Origin of the sequence: Streptomyces javensis (assembly GCF_039525925.1) — a bacterium.
Classification (GTDB): domain Bacteria; phylum Actinomycetota; class Actinomycetes; order Streptomycetales; family Streptomycetaceae; genus Streptomyces; species Streptomyces asiaticus.
The window spans coordinates 301,282-327,173 of the sequence record NZ_BAAAIF010000001.1; the positions used below are offsets into that span (position 1 = coordinate 301,282).

Below are 25,892 nucleotides of genomic sequence, written 5' to 3' on the forward strand. Positions count from 1 at the left end.
GCGGCCGCATACGGTGGCAGTTCCGGCGCATGGCCGGCAGGGAGGACGAAGGAAAGCTCGTCCCCCCTGCCGCAGGACCATGGGTCAGGCAGACACCGACTCAGGCCGTGTCTCGCGTACCGGCGGCGCGAGGCGGCCGGTGCGGTGCAGTCCGTACAGGGCGGCGGCACAGGCCAGGCCGAGTGCGCAGAACGCGATCCACGGGAGCGCGGAGACGCCGGCCGCGCGGGCGGCGTCCAGAGAGGCTCCGGTCAGCAGATTTCCGAGCGTGATGCCGACGCCGCAGATGGTGTTGTAGAGCCCGTAGTGGGTGGCGACCAGGCGGTCACCGGAGAGCCGGACGATGGTGTCCATCTCGAACGGATAGGCGATCATCGTCCCCACCGCCAGGAGCAGAGCTGAGAGCGCGGGCGGCACGGCCGCGAGCAGCCACAGCCCCACTCCGCCCTCCGGCGCGGGCACGGCCGTCGGTACCAGCAGGGGCACGAACGCCACGCCCATGGTGAGCAGGCCCCAGGCAAGGGCCCGGCCCGGCTCCATGCGGGCCTTGCACCACGCGGTCACCTTGGTCTGGAAAAGGATCGTGCTCAAGCCCGAGACAGCGAAGAGCATCGCCACCGCCGCTGTCCCGGACGTTCCGTCGCCACCCAGACGCCGCACTTCCAGCGGAAGGGCGAGATAGACCTGAAACTGCATGACATAGAAGCCGATCATGGCGACCGAGAACAGCAGGAACGGCCGGTTGGCCACGATGGTGCGCCACTGGGACAGCACGCCGTCCCGTTGGCCGCTTCCCTTGGTGGTCGGTGCGTCATTTGCCCGGCGGGCGGGCAGACTGCGGATCTGCACGACGCTCAGCAGCGCGAAGATCCCGGCCGACACCAGGCAGGCGACGCGGAAGTCGACACCGGTGAGCACCATGCCGACGAGTGGGCCGAGCAAGATGCCGGCCTGGTAGAAGATGTTGAACAGCCCGAACGCTTCGACCCTGCGCTCCCCGGCGTCCGCCGCCAGATAGGCCCTCACCGCCGGGTTGAACAGGGCGCCCGCCAGCCCGGTCGCCGCGGATGCGGCGAGCAGTGCGGGCAGCGCGTCCACCAGTCCGAGGGTCGCGAAGCCGACGATGCGGAGCATCAGCCCGGCGATGATCAGCGGCTTGTAGCCGAGCCGGTCGGCCAGGGTTCCGCCGACCAGGAACATCCCCTGCTGGCTGAAGTTGCGTATGCCGAGCACGAGCCCGACGGCCCAGCCGGCCAGCCCGACCGTGCCGGACAGGTGCGCGGCCAAGTACGGCATCAGCATGTAGAAGCCGAGGTTGATGGAGAACTGGTTCACCATCAACAACTGGACGCTGCGCGGGTAGGAGCGCATCTGCGCCCAGGTTCCCCCGGAACGTGACTGCCGGTCCATCACCGGTCTCCCTCCTCCTGGGTGCCGAACTCAGGGAGCTCCACGGCGCCGTGCTCCCGCGCCGGGTCGGACAGGGTGAGCGGGTCGACCACGGTGGTGCACCGGGTCCAGCGGCTGACTTCCTTCTCGTCCAGGCGGCCGATCGCCTCCGGTTCGACGGGCGGCGGGGAGTCGAGCAGACCGTGGGCGGCGCAGTAGTCGTCGTCGTAGACCGTGCCGAGATAGCGTTGCGGGCCGTCGGGGAAGATGGCCGCGATCTTCGTGTCCGCGGGCAGGGTACGGGCCAGCCAGCCCGCCACCATGGCGACCGCGCCGACGCTCCAGCCGCCGGTGGCGTAGTGGGAGGCGGCGAGCCGGCGGCAGGTCCACACCGCATCGGCCGGTGTCACCCAGTGGACCTCGCTGAAATTGTCGTAGGCGACGTTGCGGGGGTAGATGCTTGAACCCAGGCCGCGCATCAGCCGGGTGCGGGCCGGCTGCCCGAAGATGGTCGACCCGATGGTGTCGACGCCGACGAGCTTCAGCTCCGGGTACAGGGCCCGCAACACCCGGGAGACGCCGGCGGAGTGGCCGCCGGTACCCACGCTGCACACCAGCACGTCGATGTGGCCCAGTTCGGAGGCCAGCTCCAGCGCGAGTGGGGTGTAGGCGGTGGTGTTGTCGGGATTGTTGTACTGGTCGGGGCACCACGAGCCGGGGTGCTGCGTCATGAGCTGAGCCACTCGCTCGCGCCGTGCCTGCTGCCAGCCGCCGGTGGGGTGGGGTACGGGGACGACGTCGACCTTGGCTCCGTAGGTGGTCAGCAGCTGGATCATGGACCGCTCCAACCCTGGGTCGGTGACCAGGGTGACGGGGTGGCCGTAGACCATGCCGGCCAGAGCCAGGCCCAGGCCGAGGGTGCCGCTGGTGGATTCGATGATCCTGGCGCCGGGGCGCAGATCACCACGGGCGCGGGCCCGCTCGACCATGTACAGGCCGGGCCGGTCCTTGATACCGCCGGGGTTGAAACCCTCCAGCTTCGCCCAGAACCCCCGGTCAGCGGGGGTGAGGGGATCGGAGATCCGGAGAACCGGGGTGTCGCCCACGAGCCCGGACAGGGCCGAGCGGGCGGGAAGTGTGATCTCGGTTGTGGTCTGCGGGTTCATCTTCCGCTCTCATCGGTGGGGTGACGGGGGGTTTCGTCGGGCGCGCCGTCCGGTCCAGGAAGAGGCATCCGCCCCGATGACCTGGTGGCAGCACGCGCGGCCCGTGTCGATGGCCGCGAACCCGTCTAGATCCGCCACCGGCAGACGACGGTGAGAGTGGCGCGTCCTGAACGCCGTATCCGGGGTCTGCTTCCTCCGTGCCGAGCGACCCACTGCCGACCGGTCACGGCGGCGGTCACTCCCGCCGCCGCTCCGGCGAAGACGGCCGGGGCCGCGGTGTCCGTGAACAACTGCCGGGCCTGCGGAGGGGCTTGGCTGACCACGTACGGCGCGCAATGCGCACCGGAGTGTGGATGCGGTCCGTGGGGCATCGCACGCTCGGTGTCCGCCGACGCGAGCGGGAGGAGATCGGCCGAGGCCGAGGGCCGGCCCTGGGTGTGGCTGTCGTCAGCGTGCGGGGCAGAACAGCCGAGCGCCCCCAGCAGCAGGACTCCGAGGACGAAGACCAGCAGCCGCAGCAGCCGAGCCCTGGTAGCCGGGCGGCTGATGTGAGCGTGGGGAAGGGGGCGTAACGGCACGGTTCCTCCGGGGAGCGGCCGCCGCTCCCACGGCGCGGGGCGGGAGCGGCGGATCGGGATCAGCAGGCATCCGAGCAGACAGGCACCGAGGAGCGGCCCGACCAACACGAGGAAGCGTGGCTACGGGCGTCCAGGGAGCCGGGAACTGACCCCACGTGGCCGACCCACCCCGCAGGGCGGGCTGTCATCTCTCACAAGAGCGGCGGCCAGTCGGGGACGCCGGAATCTAGACCTGCTGCACCACGGAGGCTCTCGAACCCGTCAACGAAGGAACGGTCGGCTTCGACCGGAAGGGGTCGGGCTTCCCCCATGCGGACGGGTGCGTCGTTGGCACACGGCCCCGGGTGGACAGACTTGGAGCGGCCAGACACAGGTCCTGCTGGGGCTGGCCGGAGACGCAGCCTTCAGCCGGGTGGGGCGGGCCGTCACCCTCGTGCTCGTGCCGACAGTCGGCTGACGCAGCGTCAGGCGACGCGCTCGCGACAGCGCCGCCTCCTCCGGCACCGCTCGTGTGACCTTCCTGCATCACGGCGGACGCGTGAGCGGGCGCGATCACACCGACCCTTGCGTGCCCCTGGGCGCTCTCAGCGCTCGCGCCGTGCGTGACCAGGACGCCGAGCACCAGCACGGCCAGCCACAGCAGACGCAACGGCCCCGCGGAGCGGGGCCGCAGCATGGCGGAGCGCAACCAAGCCGTAACCATGCCGTGATCGTAACCATTGCCCGGCGGCTCGGCGCGAACTTCCCTCGGAAACACCGCGTTAACAGCTGTACACACATTTCACGCGAGGGATCAGGCTGATGCTTCGGGTCTCGTGAAACGACAGGTCGCCCCGCCCTCGGCACCCATTCGCACGAGCCGCGACCATCTGGCCTCCGCCAGACGTGATCCGCCTCACGCCTCCGTCGACGGCCCTCGTGACCACAGGGAAACCGTCTTGCGGCAGGCGAGTCAGGCCGTTGCGGCGTCGCGCTCGACGAGCTGAAACTGAATTCCCTCCGAGGTGTCGGGCCGGGAAAAAGCATTGAGGTTGCCGTCGATGGCCACGGGCTGAGGAGCGACGAATTCGACGCCGAGGCCGCGAAGCATCTGCATGATCTTGGTGATGCTGTCGTCGACCTCGACTGCGATGTGCTCGATGCGAGCCTTGTCGCCGACGCGGTCGCCGAGGCGGCGTCGACGGGCCTCGCTGGTGGTGGGTTCGATGAGCTCGATACGAGCCCCGTCACCCACCCGGTAGAACGCGGCTTTTACCTCGCGGTCGGGCAGCTCGCGTTCGAACTCGAGGTCGAGACCGAGGCTTTCAAGGAATTCCTTCGCGCGAGGCAGGTCGTGGACCACGACACCGATATGGTCGATGCGCTTGAGCATGAGCGTGTGGGTCCCTTCAGGAGGTCTGCGATGCGATGGGGTTCGGGGCGGCCTGAGTGCGGTGCAGTTGAGTGGCCGTCAGGATCAGAATGACCACCAGGAAGAGCCAGCCGACCGTGTAGCCGGTGGCGCCGACGAGCGCGCCGAACAACGGAGGCATGGTGGCGGCGATGATCTGATTCAGGGTGATCGCGAAGCTGATGGTGGAGGCGACCGCATGCTGGGGGGCGATGTCGGTGATCTGTACGAGGTAGAGCGGGTACCAGCCGACGCTGAGCAGGCCCAGCAGCGTGCAGAGCGTGTAAGCAAGCACGCGAGGCGAGCCGGGGGTCAACGCGCTGAGTGCGGTGATCGGGATCGTGGAGAAGGCGAGAAGCCACTTCAGCGAGCGCATCCGCATGCCGGGCCAGAAACGGTCACTGATCCAGGCGAGACCGATCCGGCCGGCGATCCCGGCAGCCTGGGCCACCGAGTACATGAAGCCGGCCGTGACGATCGGGATGCGTAGGTGATCGTTGAGGAAGATCAAGATCTGCACGGAGAACACGTACTGGAACGCGGCCAAGGCGAGTCCGGCGATGAGCAGCGAGCGGACCGCCCTGTCGCGCACGAGGCCGAGGATCAAGCGGCGCAGGTTCACCGGCGTCTTTCGCGCACTCGTCGTGGCGTCACCCGTCTGGCGGTAGAAGCTGGCGAAGACCACACCCCCGAGGATGCCGGCCGCTCCCTGGACGATCATGGCTGCGGTCCAGCTGTGATGCAGGGCGACGGCGGGCAGGATCGCCCCGGCGATGGAGGCGCCGATCGGCAGACCGGCTTGGCGTATACCGGTGGCCATACCTCGTAGGCCCGGTTCGAACCATCGGGTGATGGCTCGCTGCCCGCCAGGCAGAATGGATCCGTAGAAGGCGCCCATCACCAGGATGAACAGCAGCAGCACGGGGTAATTGCGACCGGCGGCCGCGGCGATGAACGCCGTGACGCCCATGGCGATCATTGTGAGAGAGACGACCCAGCGCTCTCCGTAGCGGTCGATGGCCCGCCCGATGATCAGCATCGAGGCGATCGGCCCGGCCTGGATCGCGGTGGCTGCGAGAGCGGCGGTGGCCGCTGACAGGTGGTAGGTGTTCTTCCAGAACGGCAGCAGGACACTGACGCCGGAGTAGACGATCGAGCCGGAGGTCAGCGCGGTGACGGCGATGGCGAGCACGACCCACTTGTACGAGCCCGCCGAGTGGGCGGCTCGCTCGGCGGGCGCCGCCTCGCCGACCTCTTGCGCGGTCACGCGCCGGGCTCCGATTGCCTGGAGGCCAGGTTCCCCAGCTCGGCCAACAGCGGGATGTTCATCAGGTTCAGCAGGACGAGGTTCTGGCTCGTGGGGTTGTTGAAGTGGTGCAGCGACCAGGCCGGGACGAGCAGAAGGTCCCCGAGGCTCAGATCGGTTGTCTCGCTGGTGTCGTGGAAGGTGACAGTGCCGGTGCCGGCTTGCACGACGAACAGGTGATACCAGGTATGCGCGTGCGGGGTGGTGTTCTTCCCAGCGGGGATGACCTGGTACGCGACGGCGACATCACGGATGATTTCGGCGCTGCCGTTCGGCAGGGACAGGGCGAGCGTGCCGCGTTCGGGGTGCTCTGTGTCGCTGAGCCGGCCGGAGGTGTCCGCCCACCGCCACACCACCGGCTCGGGCAGCAGGGTGTCGTAGCGCTTTTTGAAGTCAGGGTATGGAAACTGACCGCCGCTGCCGATCGGCACGGGAATCATCCTCCTCGAGGATCGTGAGTTGCTGCCACATGTCGCACACGGCGGCGTTCGCCTCGTCCGTGAATCGCGACTTCTGCCCGTCCCTGGGCAGGTAGTACGTGTAGTACCGCGGCCCTTCGACGGGGTATCCGACAGCCCATACACCGGTGAGCGGCGTCCCGGCCTTGGCGATGACGCGGCCGCTGGGCGTAATGTCCACACCGCCCGGCTCGTAGGAGCCGTTGCTGTACGGACGGATGAAACCGCGTGCCAGCAGACGGGCGGTCAGCGGGGAACTGTCCGTCTCGGGGTGGAACAGGTCCAGGCGCGCCGCCACTAAGGCGTCGGCCCATCGGACGGTGGGGCCGTTGGTGAAATGGGTTTCAACGGCGAACCGGGCCGTCTCGGGGTCAGGGATGATACGGCAGCCCGGCCCTCCGGCCAGATCGACCACACCAGCGTTCATCAGGGCGAGAAGTTCGTAGTTACGGCGGCGGGGTGGCCCGAACGAGATCTTGTTCATGAGCGGCACCCATCGGGTGTTGAACACCCGATGCGAATCCGGTGTCAGACCGGAGAATTCGACGACCTCGCGCAGGCTGGCGCGGATGTCCCGGATGGCGTCGGTGGCAGCTTTGACGGGGCTCGTCCGGTTGCCTTCCTCGGCGTGCTTCAGGTCCTCGGTGACGAACGCCGTGAAGAAGGCGCGGAAGGCGTCCAGATCCCTGAAGCTCTTGCCGGCCAGCGGGTCGACGATGGCGTCGACGGCGGCCTGATCGGCCGCGCTGAATTCGTACCGGTCGGGCCGGATGTGACGTTGCTCCAGTGTGGAGCGGTAAACGTAGCCCAGTTCCCGACGCAGGAGCGGCACGGCTTCCGCCTCGAAGTCGATCTGCGCGCTGCCGCGCTTCCGCCTCGCGTGCTCACGCAATCCGCGTATGGCCGCGGGGGTGAAGAAGTGTGGCTGGTAGGCGCCGGCGAGGCCCTTCTGGTTGATACCGCGTGCGGCGGCGGGCAGGCACTGACGGGAGAACAACAGGATGGTCGGCTCGCGCCCGCACGGTATGTAGCGCATGTCGTGGCCGTCGCCCTCGAAACGTCCGCCCCTGCCGATGGTGAGGTGAGCGATGACGTCGTGGGCGGTCAGCCCGAGACCCTGAACGGCCACCGTGGCCCCGGGAGCGATGCGCCCGAGCTTGTCGACCGGGTAGCAGTCCGCCAGGTAGGCGAGGCGGTCATTGCGGCCCTGGTGTGCGCTGACGAAATCCTCGAACCGGATGTCCTCGTCGGTGGGGGTGCGCCGGGAGTGCCCGGTGGCGAGGAACAGGAAATCGGAGGGAATCTCGTAGCCGTTCTCGGTCCGCACCACGTACCTGCCGGACGGGGAGAGTTCCTCCACGTCGATGGCGCGAGCCCGGTGGTGCACCACTCGCACGCCCATGGGCAGCGAGTTGAGGGTGTGGTCGGACGCGAAGGAGAGATACTCGCCGAGCAAGTTGCGCGGCAGGTAGTCGTGTGGCCCGATCGGCTCCCCGCCTGCCTCGCCCGTGCGGTAGTAGCCACCTGCGAAGCGGCGGTAGCCAACCTGCTGGGCCCAATCGGTGAACGACGGGCCGCCACCGCCGGGGAACATGGTGAGCTGGCTGGCGAGCGTGTTGGTGAGCAGATGGTCGGGCTGCCGGTTGGAGTGTGCCCCTTGCCCGGCGTCGCCGGGGTCGACAAGGTGGACGTCCAGCTCAACGCCCTCGGGGAGCTGGTGGGCTCGCTGGGCGATGTGCTGGAGGATGCCGAGGCCGCGCGGCCCCAGCCCGATGATCGTGACCTGAACAGCCCTCACGAGATCACCCGCTCGCGCAGTTCCAGCGCCGCCGGGTCGGTGTACGGGGCTATGGGTTCCTCGTGCAACCGCACCCAGCGGGGGTCGTCCTCTACCTGGGGGAAGCGGGCGGCGACCTGAGGATCATGACCGGGGATGATGTGGTCGGCGCCGTCCGCCAGATCTTCGACGGTCTCGTACGCCTCGACCATGGAGGCGAGGTGGTCGAGGATCGGGAACGGGGCCCGGCGACGGATGTTCGCCCACAGATGCGACGAATCGCTCGCCAACACGACCCAGCCGCGCTTTGTGTGAACGCGTACTACTTGAAGGCCGGGGGTATGTCCAGGGGCCGGGTGCACCTCGACGCCGGGCACGATCGTGGCCGTGCCCCGGTGCAGGGTGAGGCGTTCGTCGAACAGCAGCCGAATCGCCGCGTTCACATCCTCCGCCTCGAAGGGGCGGCGGGGTGCGGGTCGGCGCATGGCGCGGCTGGTGCAGAACGCGAGTTCCGGCTCTTGGAGATGAACGCGAGCCGAGGGGAAGCCGGCGAGGTGACCGGCATGGTCCCAGTGCATGTGCGTGATCAGCAGATGCGACACGTCGGTGGGATCCATGCCGAGACCGGCCAGGGCCTCGACGGGGTGGTGAAGTTGCTCGCGGCCGCGCCGCGCACCCGTGTGCGCGGTAAACCCGGTATCGACGACGATCACCTGATCCTGACCTCGGATGACCCAGATGTAGAAGTCGAAGCCGGCCGGAGTGTCGGTGGCGCAGGGGTCGTCGGCGAACAGGAAGTTCTCCCGCGCGAGTCGCCCCGTCTGAGTCCCGAACCTGAGCGCGAGAAGTTCGTGGGTCGGCGGCCGGTTCATGCGCCCACCACCGCCAGTTCGCGAGCCGTGGGCGACGGGAGCGGCAGTTCGTCCTCGAAGAAGAACTTCTCCGCCCCGAACGCCGGGGTGAGCTGGTCGAACCAGGTCGCGTCCGGATCGTATCCGGCGTAGAACGGCCGACGCGCCCAGTCCGCATGACGTCCCTGAAGGAACTGAAGGGCGAAGACCTTCTCGCCGCGGATGGTGGGGGTGCCGTCGATGAGAACCTTGCCCGGAAACGCGCTCATCGACGGGCCGCGCACGGTGCGGGCGAGGCCGGAGACCCGCTGGTATGCGTCGCGGAAGATCTCGTACGCCCTCACCAGGGGAATCTCGAAGTAGGAGCGGGCGCCGGTATCGCGTTCGACGAACATGTAGTACGGGATGGCGCCCAGCCGCACCCCCGTCGTCCACAACTCCCGCCACGCCTCGGCGTTGTCGTTGATGTGCCTCAGTATCGGCGACTGGAGGCGCGCGTTCGCACCTGCGGCGATGATCCGCTTCAGGGCGGTCTGTGCGATGTCAGGGCGCAGCTCGGCGGGGTGGTTGTAGTGGCCCATGATCGCCAGGTGCTTACCAGCATTGACGACCCGCTCGAACAGCCGGATGAGTTCGTCGGCATCCCGGTCGGTGACGAACCTTTGGGGCCAGTAGGCGACCGATTTGGTGCCGATCCGGATGTTCTGGACGTGTTCGAACTCCGGTGCCAGGAGTGGTTCGATATAGCGGGCGAGAGTGTTTGTGCGCATGATCAGCGGGTCGCCGCCGGTGATCAGGACGTCGGTGACCTCTCGGTGGCGAGCGAGGTAGGCGCTCAGCCCCTGGGCATCCTCGGCGGCGAAGGCGAGTTCGCCGTCGCCGACGAACTGCGGCCAGCGGAAGCAGAACGTGCAGTAGGCGTGGCAGGTTTGCCCGTGTTTAGGGAATAACAGTATTGTCTGGGAGTATTTGTGCTGCATCCCTGACATTTCCTTGCCGTCCAACTCGGGTACGTTGTGGGTTTGCTGGCCGGCCGGGTGGGGGTTCATCCGCTTGCGGAGCTTCCCCGCGTGAAGCGCGATCTGCCTCTTGTCGCCAGCGGCGATGACATCCCGCAGGGTGGCGTAGTCGGTGTCGTCCAGCATGGCCCGGTGGGGGAAGTTCAGCCGGAAGATCGGGTCGTCCGGGATGTTGTCCCAGTTGATGAGTTCGTCGAGCACGTACTGATTGGTGCGGAACGGGAGAACCTGGGAGACCACAGTGACGGCCTCGCGGAGTTCCCCAGGCACCCGCCCCCATTGCGGGGCGCGTTGAATTGTTTTTCCGTTGTAGGGCGTGAACTTGTCGACACTCAATTCGAGTCCCTTTCCCTGTTCGAAACCGAGCGGTGCTGTCGCACATGCCATGCCGACGATTGGTATTGCGGTTTTATGCACGACATCCCTCAGGTCTCACGTATGAGCGAAGTTGGTCACCAGGCGTACCGTCCGGCGCGCCACGATCCTGTTTGAACAATGAGACATCTGTCGCGGTCGCAGGTGATCGTGTGTGCGACTGACGTAAGCCCGCCATAGGGCAAAAGGCGTAATTCAGCACCAATCGGTCCACCGCCGTCAACGTACATACAACAAGGCCGGCGCGTGGCCCGGCCTTGTTGTGCTCGTTGTCGAATGTGATCGCTGGTTCAGCGGTAAGTGAGGCCGATGCGGATCACGGTGTCGTTCGGGCCGTGCCGCAGGGGGAGTGGCCCTGGCCCGCGCCTCGGTGGCCAGGCGCATGTTGGGCGCGCTTCTCGTGGCGGATGCCGAGATCGCGTAGCAGGTAGCCGGCGTGGAGCCGGTTGTGGGCTCCGATACGGAGCAGAACTGCGGCCAGGTGGCGCTGGAAGGTGCGTAGGGAGATACCGAGACGCTTGGCGACGACCTTGTCGTCGTAGCCCTCGACGAGTAGTTCCACGATCGCCGTCTTCATCTCCTCCGAGCTGAACAGCATCTGTTCCCGCTCATAGGTGAGCGGGAATGGCAGGGCTTCGTCCCAAGCCCGCTCGAAGGCGCCGATCAGGAAGTGGATGACGCTCAGGTCACGTATGAGCAAGGCGCCTTTGGGGTTTCCAATCAGCTCGACGAGGGCGACTTCGCGGTCGAAGACGATGAGCTGCATGAACACTTGTGTAACAACGCGGACTTCGGCGCCGTGCTCGACAAGCAGCGAGACGTGGTCGACAGTGGGCTGATGAAACTGCGCCGTGTACTGATGGAGCGTGCGCGTGCGTACACCGCGGTCAAGCACGCCTACGGCACGGTCCGTTGCCTCCTTGAGGACGGGTTCGGGGCGAGGACCGCCAGGTTGAGAGATGAGGATCTCCCTGGTGGCGCGGGCCGAGAGTTCGGACACGGTAAGGCGGACGGCATCCACATTGTCGAGACGGTGCAATGAGTGTTCCCTTACGTCTTTCATGACGCTTTTCTCGTAGACGGGCAGCAGATCCACCAGTTGCGCGCTCACTTCGTTGATCGTCGTCTGCCGTTCGCGCAGTTCCCGGATCGCCGGCAAAAGAAGTTGGGTGAAGGCGGTGGCCGGCGCCACGGGTACGAGGCGAACGGGGTCTCCGGGCTTGCCGGTGAGCACCTTGAGCTGGAGCAGCCTGTCGATCGCCTGTCCGGCCTCATCGGGCGCGGCGTCCGCAAGTTGCAAGAGTTCGTTGCGGGAGACGCTTTCCCGGGCTGCCGCTAGGGCATACAGGGTGACCATCAGACGACTGTCAGCATTGGTGGTTTTGTCGGCTTCCAGGTTTGTGGGGCACGTGGACATGGCTATGTTCCCCTTTCGGGAATTGAAGACCGCCTTAATTACCAACAAGATCACCAACAGCCACTAACGGCGCAAGAGCGCGAAACCGTCACCTACAAAACGGACGAGCTCGCCCGCCTGGAAATCGGCCGACGAGACCGACTCGGCGAATCCCTCCAGGATCGGGCGGTATTGCGGATCGGCCGATGCGATGCGCAACCAGCGCCGTAAGAAGACGGTGTCGATATGGAGCAGGTCGGTTGCCGTGATCCGGCCCGGTCGGGCCAGACCGGGGTGCGATCTCCTCGTTGAGTACGGCCCAGAAGCTCTCGGCCGCCGCGTTCATAACAAGACCCGGTTCGGCCGGTGCTCTGCCGGAGCTCAACGACCGTGTCCCGGCTCGGAATTCGGCTGAGGTACAGCCGGCCCTCCTGGGCGGGCAGGTACGTGATGTCTCCGACGAGCCGGGTGCCGGGCCGGGTGGCGGTGAAGTCACGGCCGATCGGGTCCGGGGCCGGCCGTGCCCGCGTGCACGCGCGGAACACCGTAGGCACCTTTCGAGGCCAGGTGGATCACGGTGACCTCGTGGGTAGGCGCTGCGCTTGCCGAATAACAGGTTCTTCGCAGCTCGGGTTACCCAGGATGTGGTCGGGGGTGCGGTGGCGCCACATGACGGCGCATCAGCTCGCTACCCGCAGAAACAGGCCCTGACCGGCGGAAATGGCCGCCGGCTGTCTCATCGGCTCCTGCGGACCGCTCCATGTTCCCAGGCCCAGGCCGCTATCTCGACCCGGTTGCGGGCGTTGAGCTTGGCCTGGATGCGTCCCAGGTACGTCTTCACCGTCGACAGCGACAGGAACAACTCATCGCCGATCTCCTGGTTCGTGCGCCCCACGGCCACCAGCCGGACGATGTCCCGCTCCCGTTCGCTGAGGCCGACGCCATCGGACGCCGCGGGCGCCTGCGTCATCCCGTGTTCCGTCGCTTCCAGCCTCCGCAGGAGCCGCACGGTGACCGCGGGGGAGACGAGGGCGTCTCCCCGCGCTGCCGCCTGGACCGCCTCCACCAGAAGGGCGGGAGAGGCGTCCTTCAGCAGGAAACCGCATGCGCCGTTGCGCAGTGCGGTTCGCACATAGTCGTCCTGGTCGAATGTGGTGATCACGACGACGTTCATCGGATCGGCCACGCCGGGACCGGCCAGCTGTCGCACCACCTCCAGCCCGTCCAGCCGCGGCATACGAATGTCGACCAGCACGACCCGGGGACGCAGACGACGCGCGAGTTCCACGCACTCCACACCGTCTGCCGCCTCACCGACCACCGTGATTCCTGGCTGCACGCCAAGGATCAGGCTGAATCCCGTCCGCACCAGTTCCTGGTCGTCGGCGATGACGACGTCAATCCGGGGTTCGTGCACTGACCGTTCCTATCATCACGGGGCTGGGCCGTGTTGAGATGGCCCAGGTCGCTTCGTCAGGGCCCGGTACCGGCAGGGCTCGGCCCGGGTCATGACGGTGCGAGCGGGAGGGCGGCGGAGACTTCCCAGCCGCCGTCGGGCAGCGGCCCGGCGCGCAGGGTGCCGTCGAGGGCCTCGATGCGCTCTTGGAGCCCGAGCAGGCCGAAGCCGCCCCGGCCCCCGGTCGGCGTGAGCGCCCTGCGGTGCGGTGGAGTGTTGGTGACGGTCACGCGCAGTCGCTCGGTGTCGGCATCCAGGCGGACGATGGTATGCGCGTCCGATGCGTGGCGGCGTACGTTGGTCAGGGCTTCCTGGACCACGCGGTGGGCGGAGGTCTCCACTTCGGGCCGCAGTCGGGCCACCCGCGCTGCCGCTGTCGCTTCGAGGCGTGCCGTCTCGGCTTCGGCGGGCCCGGAGCCGGGCGACGCGGCGGCGCAGTGGGCGGACACGAGTCCACCGAGATCGGTGAGCAAGTCGCCGGGCCGCAAAGGCGTGTTGCTTTCCTCGCGCAGGACGCGGACCAGACGGCGGGTGGATTCCAGGGTCTCGGCACCGGTCTGGGCGATGCTGCGCAGGATGGGCTCGATCTTGTCTGGCGCGGCGGCCTGGATGGACAAGGCGGCGTTGGCCTGCACGATGATGCCGGTCATGTGATGGGCGATGAGGTCGTGCAGATCGCGGGCCAGGGCGAGGCGCTCCCCGTAGCGGACCTCGCGGGCTGTGCGCTCTCTCCGCGCTTCCAGGGCTCGGATGGTATAGCCGAGCGTGATGAAGATGGCGAGGGCGACGGTCAGCACATAGCCGCCGCCGGTGAACGCCTGCCACGACCCGGCCCGCAGGGGCAGCAGAAGTACGGTCACGCTGATCAGCACGGTTTCCGCCACCGCGGCGGCCGGTCGGCCGGGTTGGGCTGAGGCGCGCAGGGCCATGCACAGCAGACCCAATGTCTCCAGTGCTCCCCACCACGCCATGGAGCTCTGCGCGATCAGGCTCCAAGCGGTCAGCGCCAGGGATGGTGAGACCGCGGCGGCGACGCACTTGCCCAGCGACGGCGACCAGGGGGTCTCGGCGACAGCCAGGGCGATCAGGGGGCCGGTAGCCACGACGGGCAGCCAGGCGGTTCCGGACGTCATGGAAGCGCTCCTGACCACGACGATGTCCGCCAGCCAGGTAAGAGCGAACGCGAACAGGCCGCTGACGGTGATCAGCCGTTTGACGTGCGGAGTACGCGGAAGATGTCGGGCCACGATGCTCAGCGTAGGAGGGCGGGTGGGCGCGCGGCTGTCGGCCGAACGACCGACAGCCGCGCGCCCACCCGGTACGTAGGGCTGACGTGCCGCCCCGGGCGCCGGGCCGACGATGGTGATCGCGGGCGGTCGGCGACATCCATCAAGGGTCGGCCTGTGACCAGTGCGCCGTCCAAGGAAGCGGCGTGTGCAGCACTTCCCTGTCCCAACTTCCCGTCCCAACATCGCATGAGTAGAAAGTTTTCCGCACCCTCATGGCCACCTTCTTGCACTGGATCGGTCGGGCCGCCTTCAAGCGGCGCTGGCTGGTGCTTCTCTTCTGGGGCATCGTCGTTGCCGCGGTGGGCGGCGCCGCCGCGCAGACCACCAGCGGTTCGTCGTCCGCCATCACCCTGCCCGGCACCGAGTCACAACGCGCGAACGACCTGCTGGGTGACAAATTCCCCGAGGCCAACGCGAGCGGCGCCACCGCCCGCGTGGTGCTGCGGGCCCCGCACGGGGAAAAGATCACGAGCAAGGGCAACCATGGCTCGGTGGCCGCGATCCTGAAGCACCTGGCGGCCCCCGCTTCCCGGGTCAGTACCGTCAGTGACCCCTTCAAGAGCGGAACCGTCAGTAAGGACGGTGCGACCGCCTACACCACGGTCACGTACCGGATCACGCCCGGGGAGCTCACCGATCGTGACCACGAGCGGCTCGACGACGCTCTGAGCGAGGGCAGGAAGACCGGCCTGACGGTCGAAGCAGCCGGCAACGCGGTCGCCACGGAAGAGGAGGGCAGCTCGGCCGAAGCCATCGGCTTCGCCCTGGCGGCGGTCATCCTCCTCATCACCCTCGGCTCATTGATCGCCGCGGGTCTTCCGCTGCTGACGGCCGTGGTCGGAGTGGGCATCAGCCTCTCCGCGATCACAGTGCTGAGCCCGGTCTTCGATCTGAACAGCAGCACGTCGGCACTCGCCTCGATGCTGGGCATCGCGGTCGGGATCGACTACGCGCTGTTCATCGTCTCCCGCTACCGCTCCGAACGTGCCGCGGGCCACGATGCCCGCGAGGCAGCGGGCCGGGCGAACGGCACCGCGGGGTCGGCCGTCGTCTTCGCCGGCCTCACCGTCATGATCGCTCTCGTCGGCCTGGCCGTGGTCGACCTCCCGGTGCTGACCGCCATGGGCATCACCGCCGCCGGAGCCGTCGCCGTCGCCGTCCTGGTCGCCGTCACGCTGATCCCGGCCCTGCTCGCCTTCGCCCCCGAACGCGTCCGCGGACGTTCCCGCGACCGCGCGGACAGCCGCGGCAACCGTGCGAGCAAGGCACCGTTCGGCCGGCGGTGGGTCACGGCCGTGACGCGCCGACCGGTGCGGGTTCTCCTCTCGTGCGTGGCAGCACTGATCGTGCTCGCGCTCCCGGCCGGCGGGCTGGAGCTCGGACTGCCCGACGACGGCTCCAAGCCGCCGTCCACCACCCAGCGCAAGGCGTACGACATGCTCGCGCAGTCCTTCGGCAAGGGGTTCAACGGCCCTCTGACCGTGGTCGTCACCGATCGCGCCGCGGCCACCGCCAAGAAAGCCGCCGCCACCATGGGCTCGAAGATCCGCGAACTGGACGACGTGGCCGTGGCGACCCCCGCCGTGTTCAACACCTCCGGTGACACGGCCATCATCACCGTCATCCCCGACAGCGCGCCGTCCGACGGCGCGACCAAGGACCTTGTCGCCACCGTCCGCTCCCTGGCGGCGACGACGGAGCGCTCCATCGGCTCCCAGTCCATGGTCACCGGCACCGCCGCGCTGAACATCGACGTCTCCGACAAGTTCAGCGCCGCCCTGGTGCCCTACCTCCTGGTCGTCGTCGGACTGGCCTTCCTGGTCCTGATCCTCGTCTTCCGCTCCCTGCTCGTGCCGTTGAAGGCGGCACTGGGCTTCCTGCTGTCCGTCCTGGCCTCGCTCGGCGCCGTGGTCGCCGTCTTCCAGTGGGGGTGGCTGAAGGACCTGTTCGGCGTCGAACAGCCCGGGCCGATCATGAGCCTGATGCCTATCCTCACCGTCGGCATCGTCTTCGGCCTGGCCATGGACTACCAGGTCTTCCTGGTCACCCGCATCCGCGAGGCATACGTCCACGGCGCCGATCCGCGTCAGGCCGTCGTCACGGGCTTCGAGCACAGCGCCAAGGTCGTCACAGCCGCGGCCCTCATCATGATCTGCGTGTTCGCGGGCTTCATGAGCTCCACCGACTCCGTCATCGCGGCCCTCGGACTCGGTCTCTCGGTCGCTGTCGCCGTCGACGCCTTCATCGTCCGCATGACCATCGTGCCGGCGGTCCTGGCTCTCCTCGGCCGCCGGGCGTGGTTCCTGCCCGCCTGGATCGACCGTGTCCTGCCCAACGTCGACATAGAAGGCGAACGGTTGGCCAAGTCCCCAGCGGTCGGCGCGCGGCCAGAACCCGCGACCGAACTCAGTCCCCGGCACTGACCCGATCCGCGGATGACGGCGGCGCACACCAGTCGGCAGCAGATCGCGGACCTTTGGGGTCGGCTCAATCGGCTGCTGACGGTGTCGAGAGGTACTGGCCCGCTTCGGCCGCGCACTCGCCGTGGCCTGACCACGACCCAAGGGCCTGTCTCGCTCCCGCGGGCAAACGTGGGCTGCCACGGGTGAGGCCGGTAAGCCTTGTATGAGACATGGCTGTCTCATACGAGCTATGGTTGTCGCATGAGTCTTGACCGCGACGACGTGTTGCGCGAAGCCGCCGCCCTGCTCACCCGCAGGGCCACCGCCTCGATGGACGACATCGCCAAGGCGGCGGGGATCAGCCGCGCCACGCTCCACCGACACTTCGCCGGGCGCGACGCGCTCATCCGGGCACTGGAGGAGCTGTGCATCGAGCGGTCCGAGGCGGCACTGGACACGGCCCGCATCGAGGAGGGCGACGCGGTCGAGGCGCTGCGCCGGCTCGTGGCGGCCCTCCAGCCGGTCTCCGGCTTCCTCGCCTTTCTCTACGGCGAGAACCAGCTCTTCGAGGGCGAGGAGGTCAACGCGGGCTGGGCGCGGCTCGACGCCCGTCTGACCGCGCTCTTCCGGCGCGGCCAGGAGCAGGGACACTTCCGTATCGACCTGACACCCGTGTGGCTGACAGAGGCCCTGTGCGGGCTGATGGCGTCGGCCGCGTGGGGCGTCTACGACGGGCGGCTCGCCGCCAAGGACGTGGAGTACATGGTGCTTGAGCTGCTGCTCGGCGGCGCGCGGCGGAGGAGCGGGGACGCATGAGCGGAAGCCCTGTCGAGGTAAGGGAGGAGAGCGCGGAGGCGGAGGCGCGTCCCGGCCGCTGGCTGGCGCTCGCCGTGCTCGTCCTCGCCGTCCTCCTGGTCGCCGTCGACGCGACCGTCCTGGGGCTGGCGACCCCGTTCCTGAGCGAGGATCTCGAGCCCTCCGGAACCCAGCTGCTGTGGATCGGCGACATATATTCCTTCGTCATCGCGGGCCTGCTGGTCTCCATGGGCGGCCTCGGCGACCGTATCGGCCGCAAGAAGCTGCTGCTCGGCGGCTCGGTGGCCTTCGGAGCCGTGTCCGCGCTGACGGCGTACGCGCAGAGCGCGGAGATGATGATCGGCGCGCGGGCACTGCTCGGCGTCGCCGGCGCGACCCTCATGCCCTCCACCCTCGCCCTCATCCGCAACCTCTTCCCCGACGCCCGGGAGCGCAGCCTGGCCGTCGGCCTCTGGGGTGCGACGGCCTCGGCGGGCATGGCCGTCGGTCCGGTCCTCGGCGGCTTCCTGCTCGAACACTTCTGGTGGGGCTCGGTCTTCCTGATCAACCTCCCCGTCATGGCGCTCCTCGTGCTCGTCGGGGCGAAGCTGCTCCCCGAGTCGCGTGACCCGGCGCCCGGCCCGTGGGACCTGCCCAGCGTGCTGCTCTCCCTCGTCGGCATGGTCGGTGTCGTCTACGCGGTCAAGGAGGCGGCGGTGTACGGAGTGCGCGGGGACATCGCGGCCACCGGCGCGGTCGGGGTGCTGGTCCTGGGGTGGTTCGTGCGGCGGCAGCTGACGCTCCCCGACCCACTGCTGGACATGCGGCTCTTCCGGCACCGGGGCTTCTCGGGCGCGGTCCTCGCCGACCTGTTCACCGTCCTCGGCCTCTCCGGGCTGGTCTTCTTCCTGTCCCAGTACCTGCAACTGGTGCAGGGCCGGGACCCGCTGGAGGCCGGGCTCGCCGAACTCCCCACGGCGGCCGGGGCCGTGGTGGCGGGGCTGCTGGCGGGACGCGCCGCCCGCCGCTTCTCCGTGCGGGCGGCGGTCTCCGGTGGCCTGGCGGCGATCGGGCTCGCTCTCGCCGCCCTCCTCTGGCTGCGCACCGATACCGGGTACCCGCTCCTCGGAGCGGTCCTGCTGGTGGTCGGTGTCGGCGCGGGCCTCGCGTTCACCGTCACCGCCGACGTGATTCTCTCCACCGTGCCGAGGGACCAGGCAGGAGCCGCCTCCGCGGTATCGGAGACCGCGTACGAACTGGGCGCGGCGCTCGGCATCGCCGTGCTCGGCTCCATCGTGACTGGTGCCTACCGCGGCTTCACCCCGCCGGCGGGGGTGCCGGGCCCGGCGGCCGAGAGGGCGGACGACTCGATCGGCGGCGCCGTCGAGGCTGCCGCCGCGCTGCCGTCCGAGACGGGCACGGCCTTGCTGGCCACGGCGCGGGACGCCTTCGTCGACGGCCTGCGGATCGCGGCCGGCGTCGGCGCGGGCGTGCTCCTGGCGACCGCACTGGCGGCGTGGTTCCTGCTGCGCCATCAGCGACTGGACGGCTAGCTGAACGGCGTAGTGGGTCGGCGTAGTCGGTCGGCGGCATTCCGACGTCGTCAGGAAGGCCCGGGCCCGCCGCCGGGTGGGTGAGCATGCTCGACAGCGCAGCCGGCCAGAGCCGGTCAACGGACTCATACCGGATCCTGCCGTTGACCTGACGACGCGGCACAGCGTTCTCGTGCGACAGATCCGCGCCACCGTGGGCGCCATCAGCGACCACGGTCAGCCACGGCTGACGGCACGTGGACCGCACCGCGGCGCCAGGTGAACAGCGCGGGCGGGGCTCTCCGTCCGGTTCGTACCGCCGGCCGCTCAGGCGCGCCGCAGCGTCGCGGTGGCGATCTCCAGGAAGTCGCGCAGCAGTTGGTTCTCGCGCCGGTCCGCGGCGACGGCCAGGCAGGTCTCGGCCCCCGGGGCGTCCGTGACGGGCAGGTGGACGAGGTCGGGGCGGGAGTAGGAGCGCGCGGCGCTCATGGAGATGAGCGCGATACCGTGCCCGGCGGCGATGAGCTCGAACTTCTCCTCGATGGAGGACATCGGCCGGGTCGTCGCCGTGATCATCTTCTCACCGTCGAGGTCGGCGCGGGTGAGCTTCTCGCGGCGGGCCAGCGGATGCGTCGCGGGCATGCAGGCGACCCTGGGCTCATGGCCGATGGGGATGGTGCGCAACCCCGAGGCGTCGAAGGGCTGTCGCAGGTACGCGACCTCGGCCCGGCCGTCCCGGAGCGGCGCGTCCGGCTGCCACCAGTGGGCCGGGACGACGTCGGTCTCGACGTCCGGGTGGCGCGCTGCGAAGGCCCGGATCGCGGCCGACACACGCAGCCCGGGGGAGAAGGCGACAACGAGGCGCCGGGCGCCCCGCTCGGCGTCGTGTACGCGCCGCACCGCCGCGGCGACGGTCCCGAGGATCCGCTGCGCCTCCTCGTGGAGCTGCTTCCCGGCGGGGGTCAGCTCCACGCTGCGGGTGGTCCGTACGAGCAGGGCGCACTCCAACTCCTGCTCGAACGCCTTGATCTGGCGGCTGAGGACCGGCTGGGCGATGAAGAGCTGCTCCGCGGCCCGGCCGAAGTGCCGGTGCTCGGCCACCGCGGCGAAATAGCGGAGCTTGCGCAGATCGAGATCCATGCCCTTAAGGTATCAATTGCCGGAGAAGGTATTGGACGCTACGGGCCACCCGCCCCGAGACTCATCACATGATCGTTATTACCGCTCCCACCGGCCAGATCGGCGGCCGGGTCCTGGAAATCCTGCTCAACGAGGCCCCCGAGCGCGGCGAAGAGCTGCGTGTCATCGTGCGCGAGCCGGGGAAACTCCCCGACGCCGTCCGCGACCGCGTCGACGTCGTCACCGGTTCGCACGGCGACGCCGAGGTCGTCGACCGGGCCTTCGCCGGCGCGGACGCCGTCTTCTGGCTGGCCCCGCCGCACCCGCGGGCACCGAGCCTGGACGACGCCTACTCCGGCTTCACCCGCGCCGCCGCGAAGGCGTTCACGGTCCACGGGGTCGGCCACGTCGTCGGCGTCTCGGCGCTCGGCCGCGGCACTCCCGCCGCAGGCCGCGCCGGGCATGTGACGGCATCGCTGGCCATGGACGACCTCATCGCCGGGACGGGCGTGGCCTACCGGGCGCTCGCCTGCCCCAGCTTCATGGACAACCTGCTGCGGCAGGTGGCCTCCATCCGCGACGACGGCGTGTTCACCGACACCGCCGCCGCCGACCGCGCGGCACCGACGGCCACCACCGGGGACATCGCCGCGGCCGCCGCCGGTCTGCTGCTCGACCGCTCGTGGACGGGGACGGGCGAGGTCCCGGTGCTCGGCCCCGAGGACCTTTCGGCGAACGACATGGCGCGCATCATGTCCGAGGTGCTCGGCCGTCCGATCCGCTACCAGCGGCAGTCGCTGGAGGACCTTCGCGCCGCATTCACCGGGCGCGGCGTCGGCGACGCCATCGTGCAGGGCTACGTCGACATGATGCGCTCCAAGGACGAGGGCATCGACGCGGGTGTGCGGCGCACGCCCGAGACCGCGAGTCCGACGACCTTCCGCCAGTGGTGCGAAGAGGTCCTCAAGCCGGCGGTCCAGGCGTGAACGCTCCCAAGACCGCGCTCATCGTCGGCGCCTCCCGCACCCTCGGACTCGGCCTCGCCACCGAATACGCGCACCGCGGCTGGAACGTCATCGGCACCGTCCGGGGCGAGCGGCGCACCGGCCTCCACGACCTCGCCGAGGCGTCCGGTGGCCGGGTCACGGTCGAGTCGATGGACATGACGGAGCCGGACGAGATCGCCGCGCTGCGCGAGCGCCTGGCGGAGCGCACGCTCGACCTGCTGTTCGTCAACGCCGCCATCACCAGGGGCGACATTCCGATCGGCGACGTTCCGACGGAGATGTTCACCGAGGTCATGGTCACGAACGCGCTCAGCCCGATGCGCGTGGTCGAGTCCCTCCGCCCGCTGGTCGCCCCGACCGGGACCATCGGCGTCATGTCCTCACGCCAGGGCAGCCTCGGCCTGAACACCAAAGGTGGCCAAGAGGTCTACCGCGCCAGCAAGTCCGCCCTGAACCAGCTGATGCGCAGCTACGCCGCCCGGTACGCCGAAGCCGCGCACACGCTGCTGCTCATGTGCCCCGGCCACGTCCGCACCGAACTCGGCGGCCCGGACGCACCGCTGACCATCGACCAGTCCATCCCGGGCGTGGTGGACACGATCGAGCGCCACAGCGGCGAACCGGGCCTGCAATTCCTCAACCACCAGGACCAGCCCGTTCCCTGGTAGCAGCCGTCGGCCCGGGCGCGGCGGCGCCCGGGCAGCCGCCCGTAGGGGAAGTCACCGCGTTGCCCCGGCTCGGACGGGGCCGTCGCCGGATGCCCCGCCCGCCGCCAGAGCGCGGGTCACGTCCATCGCCCGCCAGGTCTCGGCGAACCCGGTGGTGAGGGGAGACAGACCGACGCGGATGCCGTCCGGTGGACGGAAGTCGACGACGACACCCGCCGCGATCAACCGCTGTGACAGTTCTGCCGCGTCGGCACGCGCGAGGGTGACATGTCCGCCGCGCCGGCCGGGGTCGCGCGGCGAGGCGATGCGCACCCCGTGCGGTACCAGCCAGTCGTCGGCGAGCTCCGCGACCATCTCGGTCAGCGCCATCCCCTTGGCCCGGATGCGGTCAATGCCGGCCTCGGCGGTCAGGGCCACGCCCTCCTCGACACCGATCATGCCCGTGATGGGCGGGGTGCCGGAGAGGACACGGCGCGCCCCGGGAGCCGGGCGGTAGCCGTGGCCCATGGCGAACGGTGCGGCCTCGCCCATCCATCCCCACACGGGCTGGCGGAAGGTTTCCTGATGTGCGGTCCGGACATAGGCGAAGGCGGGGGCGCCGGGCCCGGCGTTGAGGAACTTGTAGGTGCAGCCGACGGCGAGGTCGGCACCCGTGGCGTCCAGATGGACGGGGATGGAGCCCGCGCTATGGCAGAGGTCCCACACGATCAGGGCGCCGTGCTCGTGGGCGAGGGCGGTGAGGGCGGCCATGTCGGCGATCCAGGCCGAGCGGTAGGCGACGTGCGAGAGGGTGACCACGGCCGTGTTCGCGGTCAGCGCGGCGGCGAGCTCCTCCGCCGTCACGCCCGCGTCCGGGTCGGAGTCGATCCACCGTACGGTCAGGCCCAGTTCGTCGGCGATGCCCTGGACGATGTAGCTGTCGGTGGGGAAGTTGCGCCGATCGGTGACGATCTCGGTGCGTCCCGGGCGCAGGGCGAGGGCACCCCGGAGCAGTTTGTAGAGACAGACGCTGGTGGAGTCGGCGATGACCACCTGGCCGGGGGACGCACCGAGGGCGGCTTCGCCGAGCGCGTCGCCGACGCGCTCGGGCAGTTCCATCCAGCCTTCGGACCAGGAGCGGATGAGCCGGGTCCCCCACTCCTGGGTGAGCAGTGAGTTCAGGCGCTCCTGGGTGGCCTTCGGCGGGCGGCCCAGGGAGTTGCCGTCGAGGTAGGCGATCAGTCCGTCGTCGGCGGGGGTGATGAACCGGTCACGGAAGGGGGCGAGGGGGTCCTTCTCGTCGAGACGGCGGGCGTCGTCCAGGGAGATCGTCACGGGGTCACCTGTCCCGGCAGTCGTGCCTTCTCCGCGCCGATGGTCGTGGAGCCGCCGTGACCGGTGTGCACGACGGTCTGCCGCGGCAGGACCAGGAGCCGGTCGCGGATGGAGGCGATGATGGTCCGGTAGTCGGAGTAGGAACGGCCGGTCGCCCCAGGGCCGCCCTGGAAGAGCGTGTCGCCGCTGAAGAGGGTGCCCAGCCGCGGGGCGTACAGGCACACCGCGCCGGGAGCGTGGCCGGGGGTGTGCAGCACGGTGAGTTCGGCGCCGCCCGCCGTGATCAGCTGGCCATGGGCCAGCTCGCCGTCCGGGGCGCGGTCGGGGTGGGTGAGCTTCCACAGCGGCAGGTCGTCCGGGTGGAGGAGGACCGGTGCGCCGGTGAGGTCGGCGAGCGCGGGCGCGGCGCCCACGTGGTCGTCGTGCGCGTGGGTGCAGACGATCGCGGTGAGGTGGCGTCCGCCGACGGCGTCGGCGACCGCGGACGCGTCATGGGCCGGGTCGATCACGATCACCTCGGCGTCGTCGCCGATGATCCACACGTTGTTCTCGACCTCCCAGGTGTCGCCGTCCAGGGAGAACGTCCCCGAGGTGACGAGGTGCTCGATCCGGGCGCCGGTCATCAGAAGACCACCACCGAGCGCAGGACGTCACCGTCGCGCATCCGCTCGAAAGCCTTCTCCACCTCGTCCAGCGCGATGGTTTCGGTGACGAAGGCGTCCAGGTCCAGGCGGCCTTGGCGGTAGAGGTCGATGAGCATCGGGAAGTCACGGGAGGGCAGACAGTCGCCGTACCAGGACGACTTCAGCGACCCGCCCCGCCCGAACACGTCCAGCAGTGGCAGTTCGAGTGTCATCTCCGGGGTCGCCACACCGACCAGAACCACCGTGCCGGCGAGATCGCGGGCGTAGAAGGCCTGCCGGTACGTCTCCGGGCGGCCCACCGCCTCGATGACGACGTCGGCGCCGAAGCCACCGGTCATCTCGCGGATCGCCTCGACGGGGTCGACCTCCTTGGCGTTCACAGTGTGGGTCGCGCCCAGCTTCCGGGCCGTGGCCAGCTTGCGGTCGTCGATGTCCACCGCGATGATCTTCGCCGCGCCCGCCAGGCTCGACCCGGCGACCGCCGCGGCTCCCACGCCACCGCAGCCGATGACCGCCACGCTGTCGCCGCGTCCAACCTGGCCGGTGTTGACGGCGGCGCCGATGCCCGCCATCACCCCGCAGCCGAGCAGACCGGCGGCGGCCGGCGACGCGTCCGGGTCGACCTTGGTGCACTGCCCCGCCGCCACCAGTGTCTTCTCGGCGAACGCACCGATGCCCAGCGCGGGCGTCAGTTCGGTGCCGTCGGGCAGCCTCATCTTCTGTGTGGCGTTGTGCGTGCTGAAGCAGTACCAGGGACGCCCGCGCAGACAGGACCGGCACCGGCCGCACACCGCACGCCAGTTGAGAACCACGAAATCGCCGGGTGCGACATCGGTGACGCCTTCCCCCACCGACTCCACCACTCCCGCCGCCTCGTGCCCGAGCAGGAACGGGAAGTCATCGCTGATCCCGCCTTGCCTGTAGTGCAGGTCCGTGTGGCACACCCCGCACGCCCGCACGTCGACGACCACCTCGCCCGGTCCCGGATCCGGGACCGCGATCGTCACGGTCTCCACCGGCGCGCCCTCGGCGCGGGCGATGACCGCGCGTACTTCCTGTGTCATAACGTCAGTTCCTTCAGTGGTTCCGGTCCGGCACGATCAGCCGAGTTCGGTGCGGATGGCGAGCAGTTCGGGGAAGAAGGTCAGGTCGAGCGCGGCCTTGAGGAAGTCCACTCCGCTGGAGCCGCCGGTGCCCCGCTTGAAGCCGATGACCCGGGTCACCACCTTCAGGTGGCGGAAGCGCCAAAGCTGGAAGCTCTCCTCGATGTCGACGAGTTCCTCGCAGGTCTCGTAGGCCTCCCAGTGGGCCTCGGGGTTGTCGTAGATCTCCCTCAGGACGGGGAGCAGGCCGTCCTGGAACTCATGGGCCTGGGTGACGTCCCGTTTCAGCAGCTCCACGGGGACCGGGTGTCCGGCGCGGGCGAGGTAACGGAGGAACTCGTCGTACAGCGTGGGCAGGCGCAGGGCGTCCTCCAGCGCGTCGCGCTCCCGCGGGTCGTGGGCGAAGACCTCGGTCATGCGCGCGTTCTTGTTGCCGAGCAGGAACTCCACGATCCGGTACTGCGCCGACTGGAAGCCGGAGGCCGACCCGAGCGCACCGCGGAACTGGGCGTACTCACTCGGCGTGAGGGTGGCCAGCACGGCCCACTGCTCGATGAGCTGTCGTTGGATGTGCTTGACGCGGGCGAGGGACTTCAGCGCCGGACGGAGGTCGTCCGCCGCCATCCTGCGCATGGCCTCGCGCAGTTCGTGGATCATGAGTTTGAACCACAGTTCGGAGGTCTGGTGCTGGATGATGAACAGCAGCTCGTCGTGGTGCGGCGGGTCGCTGAGCGGCTGCTGCGCGGACAGCAGCCGGTCGAGTCGGAGGTAGCCGCCGTAGGTGGTCTTCCTGCGCAGGTCCGTGTGGATGCCCTGCTCGATCTCTCTGGTGTTGTGCCGTGACGTCCTCTGGCTCAT

The 25,892-nt window shown here is 69.1% G+C and carries 22 protein-coding genes; 5 read left to right on the forward strand and 17 right to left on the reverse strand.

Annotated features, from left to right (window positions below; genetic code table 11):
* Positions 1 to 84: 84 nt before the first annotated feature.
* From ABD329_RS01315 to ABD329_RS01370, 12 genes are all read right to left on the reverse strand, one after another.
* The gene (locus tag ABD329_RS01315; RefSeq protein WP_198274864.1) at positions 85 to 1,410 is read right to left on the reverse strand and encodes an MFS transporter; all 1,326 of its coding nucleotides are present in this window, start codon (positions 1,408 to 1,410) and stop codon (positions 85 to 87) included.
* Positions 1,410 to 2,555 (reverse strand): PLP-dependent cysteine synthase family protein, encoded by a 1,146-nt coding sequence (locus tag ABD329_RS01320; protein WP_198274863.1) that lies wholly within the window; start codon positions 2,553 to 2,555, stop codon positions 1,410 to 1,412. The genes ABD329_RS01315 and ABD329_RS01320 overlap by 1 nt, the downstream gene beginning before the upstream one ends.
* A gap of 125 nt (positions 2,556 to 2,680) precedes the next feature.
* Entirely contained in the window at positions 2,681 to 3,133 is a 453-nt protein-coding gene (locus tag ABD329_RS01325; RefSeq protein ID WP_344315786.1) for a hypothetical protein, read from the reverse strand.
* A 952-nt stretch (positions 3,134 to 4,085) separates the two neighbouring features.
* Positions 4,086 to 4,505 (reverse strand): VOC family protein, encoded by a 420-nt coding sequence (locus ABD329_RS01330; protein WP_198274861.1) that lies wholly within the window; start codon positions 4,503 to 4,505, stop codon positions 4,086 to 4,088.
* A gap of 16 nt (positions 4,506 to 4,521) precedes the next feature.
* Positions 4,522 to 5,715: an MFS transporter gene (locus ABD329_RS01335; protein ID WP_198274860.1), complete on the reverse strand. Its 1,194-nt coding sequence runs from the start codon at positions 5,713 to 5,715 to the stop codon at positions 4,522 to 4,524.
* 71 nt (positions 5,716 to 5,786) lie between these two features.
* Positions 5,787 to 6,260: a cupin domain-containing protein gene (locus ABD329_RS01340; RefSeq protein WP_198274859.1), complete on the reverse strand. Its 474-nt coding sequence runs from the start codon at positions 6,258 to 6,260 to the stop codon at positions 5,787 to 5,789.
* On the reverse strand, positions 6,223 to 8,085 hold the full coding sequence (locus ABD329_RS01345; RefSeq protein ID WP_198274858.1) for an FAD/NAD(P)-binding protein: 1,863 nt from the start codon (positions 8,083 to 8,085) through the stop codon (positions 6,223 to 6,225). The genes ABD329_RS01340 and ABD329_RS01345 overlap by 38 nt, the downstream gene beginning before the upstream one ends.
* Positions 8,082 to 8,936, reverse strand: a complete 855-nt coding sequence (locus ABD329_RS01350; RefSeq protein WP_198274857.1) for an N-acyl homoserine lactonase family protein — start codon at positions 8,934 to 8,936, stop codon at positions 8,082 to 8,084. The genes ABD329_RS01345 and ABD329_RS01350 overlap by 4 nt, the downstream gene beginning before the upstream one ends.
* A complete protein-coding gene (locus ABD329_RS01355; protein WP_198274856.1) occupies positions 8,933 to 10,351 on the reverse strand; it encodes a KamA family radical SAM protein in 1,419 nt (472 codons plus the stop codon). Before ABD329_RS01355 ends, ABD329_RS01350 begins: the two co-directional genes overlap by 4 nt.
* Positions 10,352 to 10,625: 274 nt before the next feature.
* Positions 10,626 to 11,666, reverse strand: coding sequence for a LuxR C-terminal-related transcriptional regulator (locus ABD329_RS01360; protein ID WP_198274855.1), 1,041 nt, complete (start codon positions 11,664 to 11,666; stop codon positions 10,626 to 10,628).
* A 775-nt stretch (positions 11,667 to 12,441) separates the two neighbouring features.
* Entirely contained in the window at positions 12,442 to 13,122 is a 681-nt protein-coding gene (locus tag ABD329_RS01365) for a response regulator (RefSeq protein ID WP_198274854.1), read from the reverse strand.
* Between the two features lie 89 nt (positions 13,123 to 13,211).
* Positions 13,212 to 14,408 carry a histidine kinase gene (locus ABD329_RS01370; protein ID WP_198274853.1) on the reverse strand — a complete coding sequence of 399 codons (1,197 nt, stop codon included), beginning with the start codon at positions 14,406 to 14,408 and terminating at the stop codon, positions 13,212 to 13,214.
* Between the two features lie 254 nt (positions 14,409 to 14,662).
* On the opposite strand from ABD329_RS01370, the gene ABD329_RS01375 reads away from it, so the two are divergent.
* From ABD329_RS01375 to ABD329_RS01385, 3 genes are all read left to right on the forward strand, one after another.
* A complete protein-coding gene (locus ABD329_RS01375; RefSeq protein WP_198274852.1) occupies positions 14,663 to 16,873 on the forward strand; it encodes an MMPL family transporter in 2,211 nt (736 codons plus the stop codon).
* Positions 16,874 to 17,113: 240 nt separating this feature from the next.
* Positions 17,114 to 17,668 (forward strand): TetR/AcrR family transcriptional regulator, encoded by a 555-nt coding sequence (locus ABD329_RS01380; RefSeq protein WP_246618086.1) that lies wholly within the window; start codon positions 17,114 to 17,116, stop codon positions 17,666 to 17,668.
* Entirely contained in the window at positions 17,665 to 19,200 is a 1,536-nt protein-coding gene (locus ABD329_RS01385; protein WP_198274851.1) for an MFS transporter, read from the forward strand. Before ABD329_RS01380 ends, ABD329_RS01385 begins: the two co-directional genes overlap by 4 nt.
* A 306-nt stretch (positions 19,201 to 19,506) precedes the next feature.
* Here the strand turns inward: ABD329_RS01385 and ABD329_RS01390 are convergent, their stop codons facing one another.
* Entirely contained in the window at positions 19,507 to 20,319 is an 813-nt protein-coding gene (locus ABD329_RS01390) for a LysR family transcriptional regulator (RefSeq protein ID WP_198274850.1), read from the reverse strand.
* A 68-nt stretch (positions 20,320 to 20,387) separates the two neighbouring features.
* On the opposite strand from ABD329_RS01390, the gene ABD329_RS01395 reads away from it, so the two are divergent.
* On the forward strand, positions 20,388 to 21,284 hold the full coding sequence (locus tag ABD329_RS01395) for an NAD(P)H-binding protein (protein ID WP_198274849.1): 897 nt from the start codon (positions 20,388 to 20,390) through the stop codon (positions 21,282 to 21,284).
* Positions 21,281 to 21,973 carry an SDR family NAD(P)-dependent oxidoreductase gene (locus tag ABD329_RS01400; RefSeq protein WP_198274848.1) on the forward strand — a complete coding sequence of 231 codons (693 nt, stop codon included), beginning with the start codon at positions 21,281 to 21,283 and terminating at the stop codon, positions 21,971 to 21,973. Before ABD329_RS01395 ends, ABD329_RS01400 begins: the two co-directional genes overlap by 4 nt.
* Positions 21,974 to 22,024: 51 nt before the next feature.
* Here the strand turns inward: ABD329_RS01400 and kynU are convergent, their stop codons facing one another.
* From kynU to ABD329_RS01420, 4 genes are read right to left on the reverse strand one after another with little or no spacing between them, the layout of a single operon-like run.
* Positions 22,025 to 23,287 carry a kynureninase gene (gene kynU / locus ABD329_RS01405; RefSeq protein WP_309142588.1) on the reverse strand — a complete coding sequence of 421 codons (1,263 nt, stop codon included), beginning with the start codon at positions 23,285 to 23,287 and terminating at the stop codon, positions 22,025 to 22,027.
* On the reverse strand, positions 23,284 to 23,910 hold the full coding sequence (locus ABD329_RS01410) for an MBL fold metallo-hydrolase (protein ID WP_198274847.1): 627 nt from the start codon (positions 23,908 to 23,910) through the stop codon (positions 23,284 to 23,286). Before ABD329_RS01410 ends, kynU begins: the two co-directional genes overlap by 4 nt.
* Positions 23,910 to 24,995, reverse strand: coding sequence for an S-(hydroxymethyl)mycothiol dehydrogenase (locus ABD329_RS01415; protein WP_198274846.1), 1,086 nt, complete (start codon positions 24,993 to 24,995; stop codon positions 23,910 to 23,912). Before ABD329_RS01415 ends, ABD329_RS01410 begins: the two co-directional genes overlap by 1 nt.
* Positions 24,996 to 25,031: 36 nt before the next feature.
* Entirely contained in the window at positions 25,032 to 25,892 is an 861-nt protein-coding gene (locus tag ABD329_RS01420; RefSeq protein ID WP_198274845.1) for a tryptophan 2,3-dioxygenase, read from the reverse strand.

Excerpts from the sequence above, each read along its gene's own strand:
- ABD329_RS01315 (WP_198274864.1), bottom strand. The coding sequence starts at position 1,410 with ATGGACCGGCAGTCACGTTCCGGGGGAACCTGGGCGCAGATGCGCTCC.
- ABD329_RS01320 (WP_198274863.1), bottom strand. The coding sequence starts at position 2,555 with ATGAACCCGCAGACCACAACCGAGATCACACTTCCCGCCCGCTCGGCC.
- ABD329_RS01330 (WP_198274861.1), bottom strand. The coding sequence starts at position 4,505 with ATGCTCAAGCGCATCGACCATATCGGTGTCGTGGTCCACGACCTGCCT.
- ABD329_RS01350 (WP_198274857.1), bottom strand. The coding sequence starts at position 8,936 with ATGAACCGGCCGCCGACCCACGAACTTCTCGCGCTCAGGTTCGGGACT.
- ABD329_RS01360 (WP_198274855.1), bottom strand. The coding sequence starts at position 11,666 with ATGGTCACCCTGTATGCCCTAGCGGCAGCCCGGGAAAGCGTCTCCCGC.
- ABD329_RS01375 (WP_198274852.1), top strand. The coding sequence starts at position 14,663 with ATGGCCACCTTCTTGCACTGGATCGGTCGGGCCGCCTTCAAGCGGCGC.
- ABD329_RS01380 (WP_246618086.1), top strand. The coding sequence starts at position 17,114 with ATGAGTCTTGACCGCGACGACGTGTTGCGCGAAGCCGCCGCCCTGCTC.
- ABD329_RS01385 (WP_198274851.1), top strand. The coding sequence starts at position 17,665 with ATGAGCGGAAGCCCTGTCGAGGTAAGGGAGGAGAGCGCGGAGGCGGAG.
- ABD329_RS01390 (WP_198274850.1), bottom strand. The coding sequence starts at position 20,319 with ATGGATCTCGATCTGCGCAAGCTCCGCTATTTCGCCGCGGTGGCCGAG.
- ABD329_RS01395 (WP_198274849.1), top strand. The coding sequence starts at position 20,388 with ATGATCGTTATTACCGCTCCCACCGGCCAGATCGGCGGCCGGGTCCTG.
- ABD329_RS01410 (WP_198274847.1), bottom strand. The coding sequence starts at position 23,910 with ATGACCGGCGCCCGGATCGAGCACCTCGTCACCTCGGGGACGTTCTCC.
- ABD329_RS01415 (WP_198274846.1), bottom strand. The coding sequence starts at position 24,995 with ATGACACAGGAAGTACGCGCGGTCATCGCCCGCGCCGAGGGCGCGCCG.
- ABD329_RS01420 (WP_198274845.1), bottom strand. The coding sequence starts at position 25,892 with ATGAGCCAGAGGACGTCACGGCACAACACCAGAGAGATCGAGCAGGGC.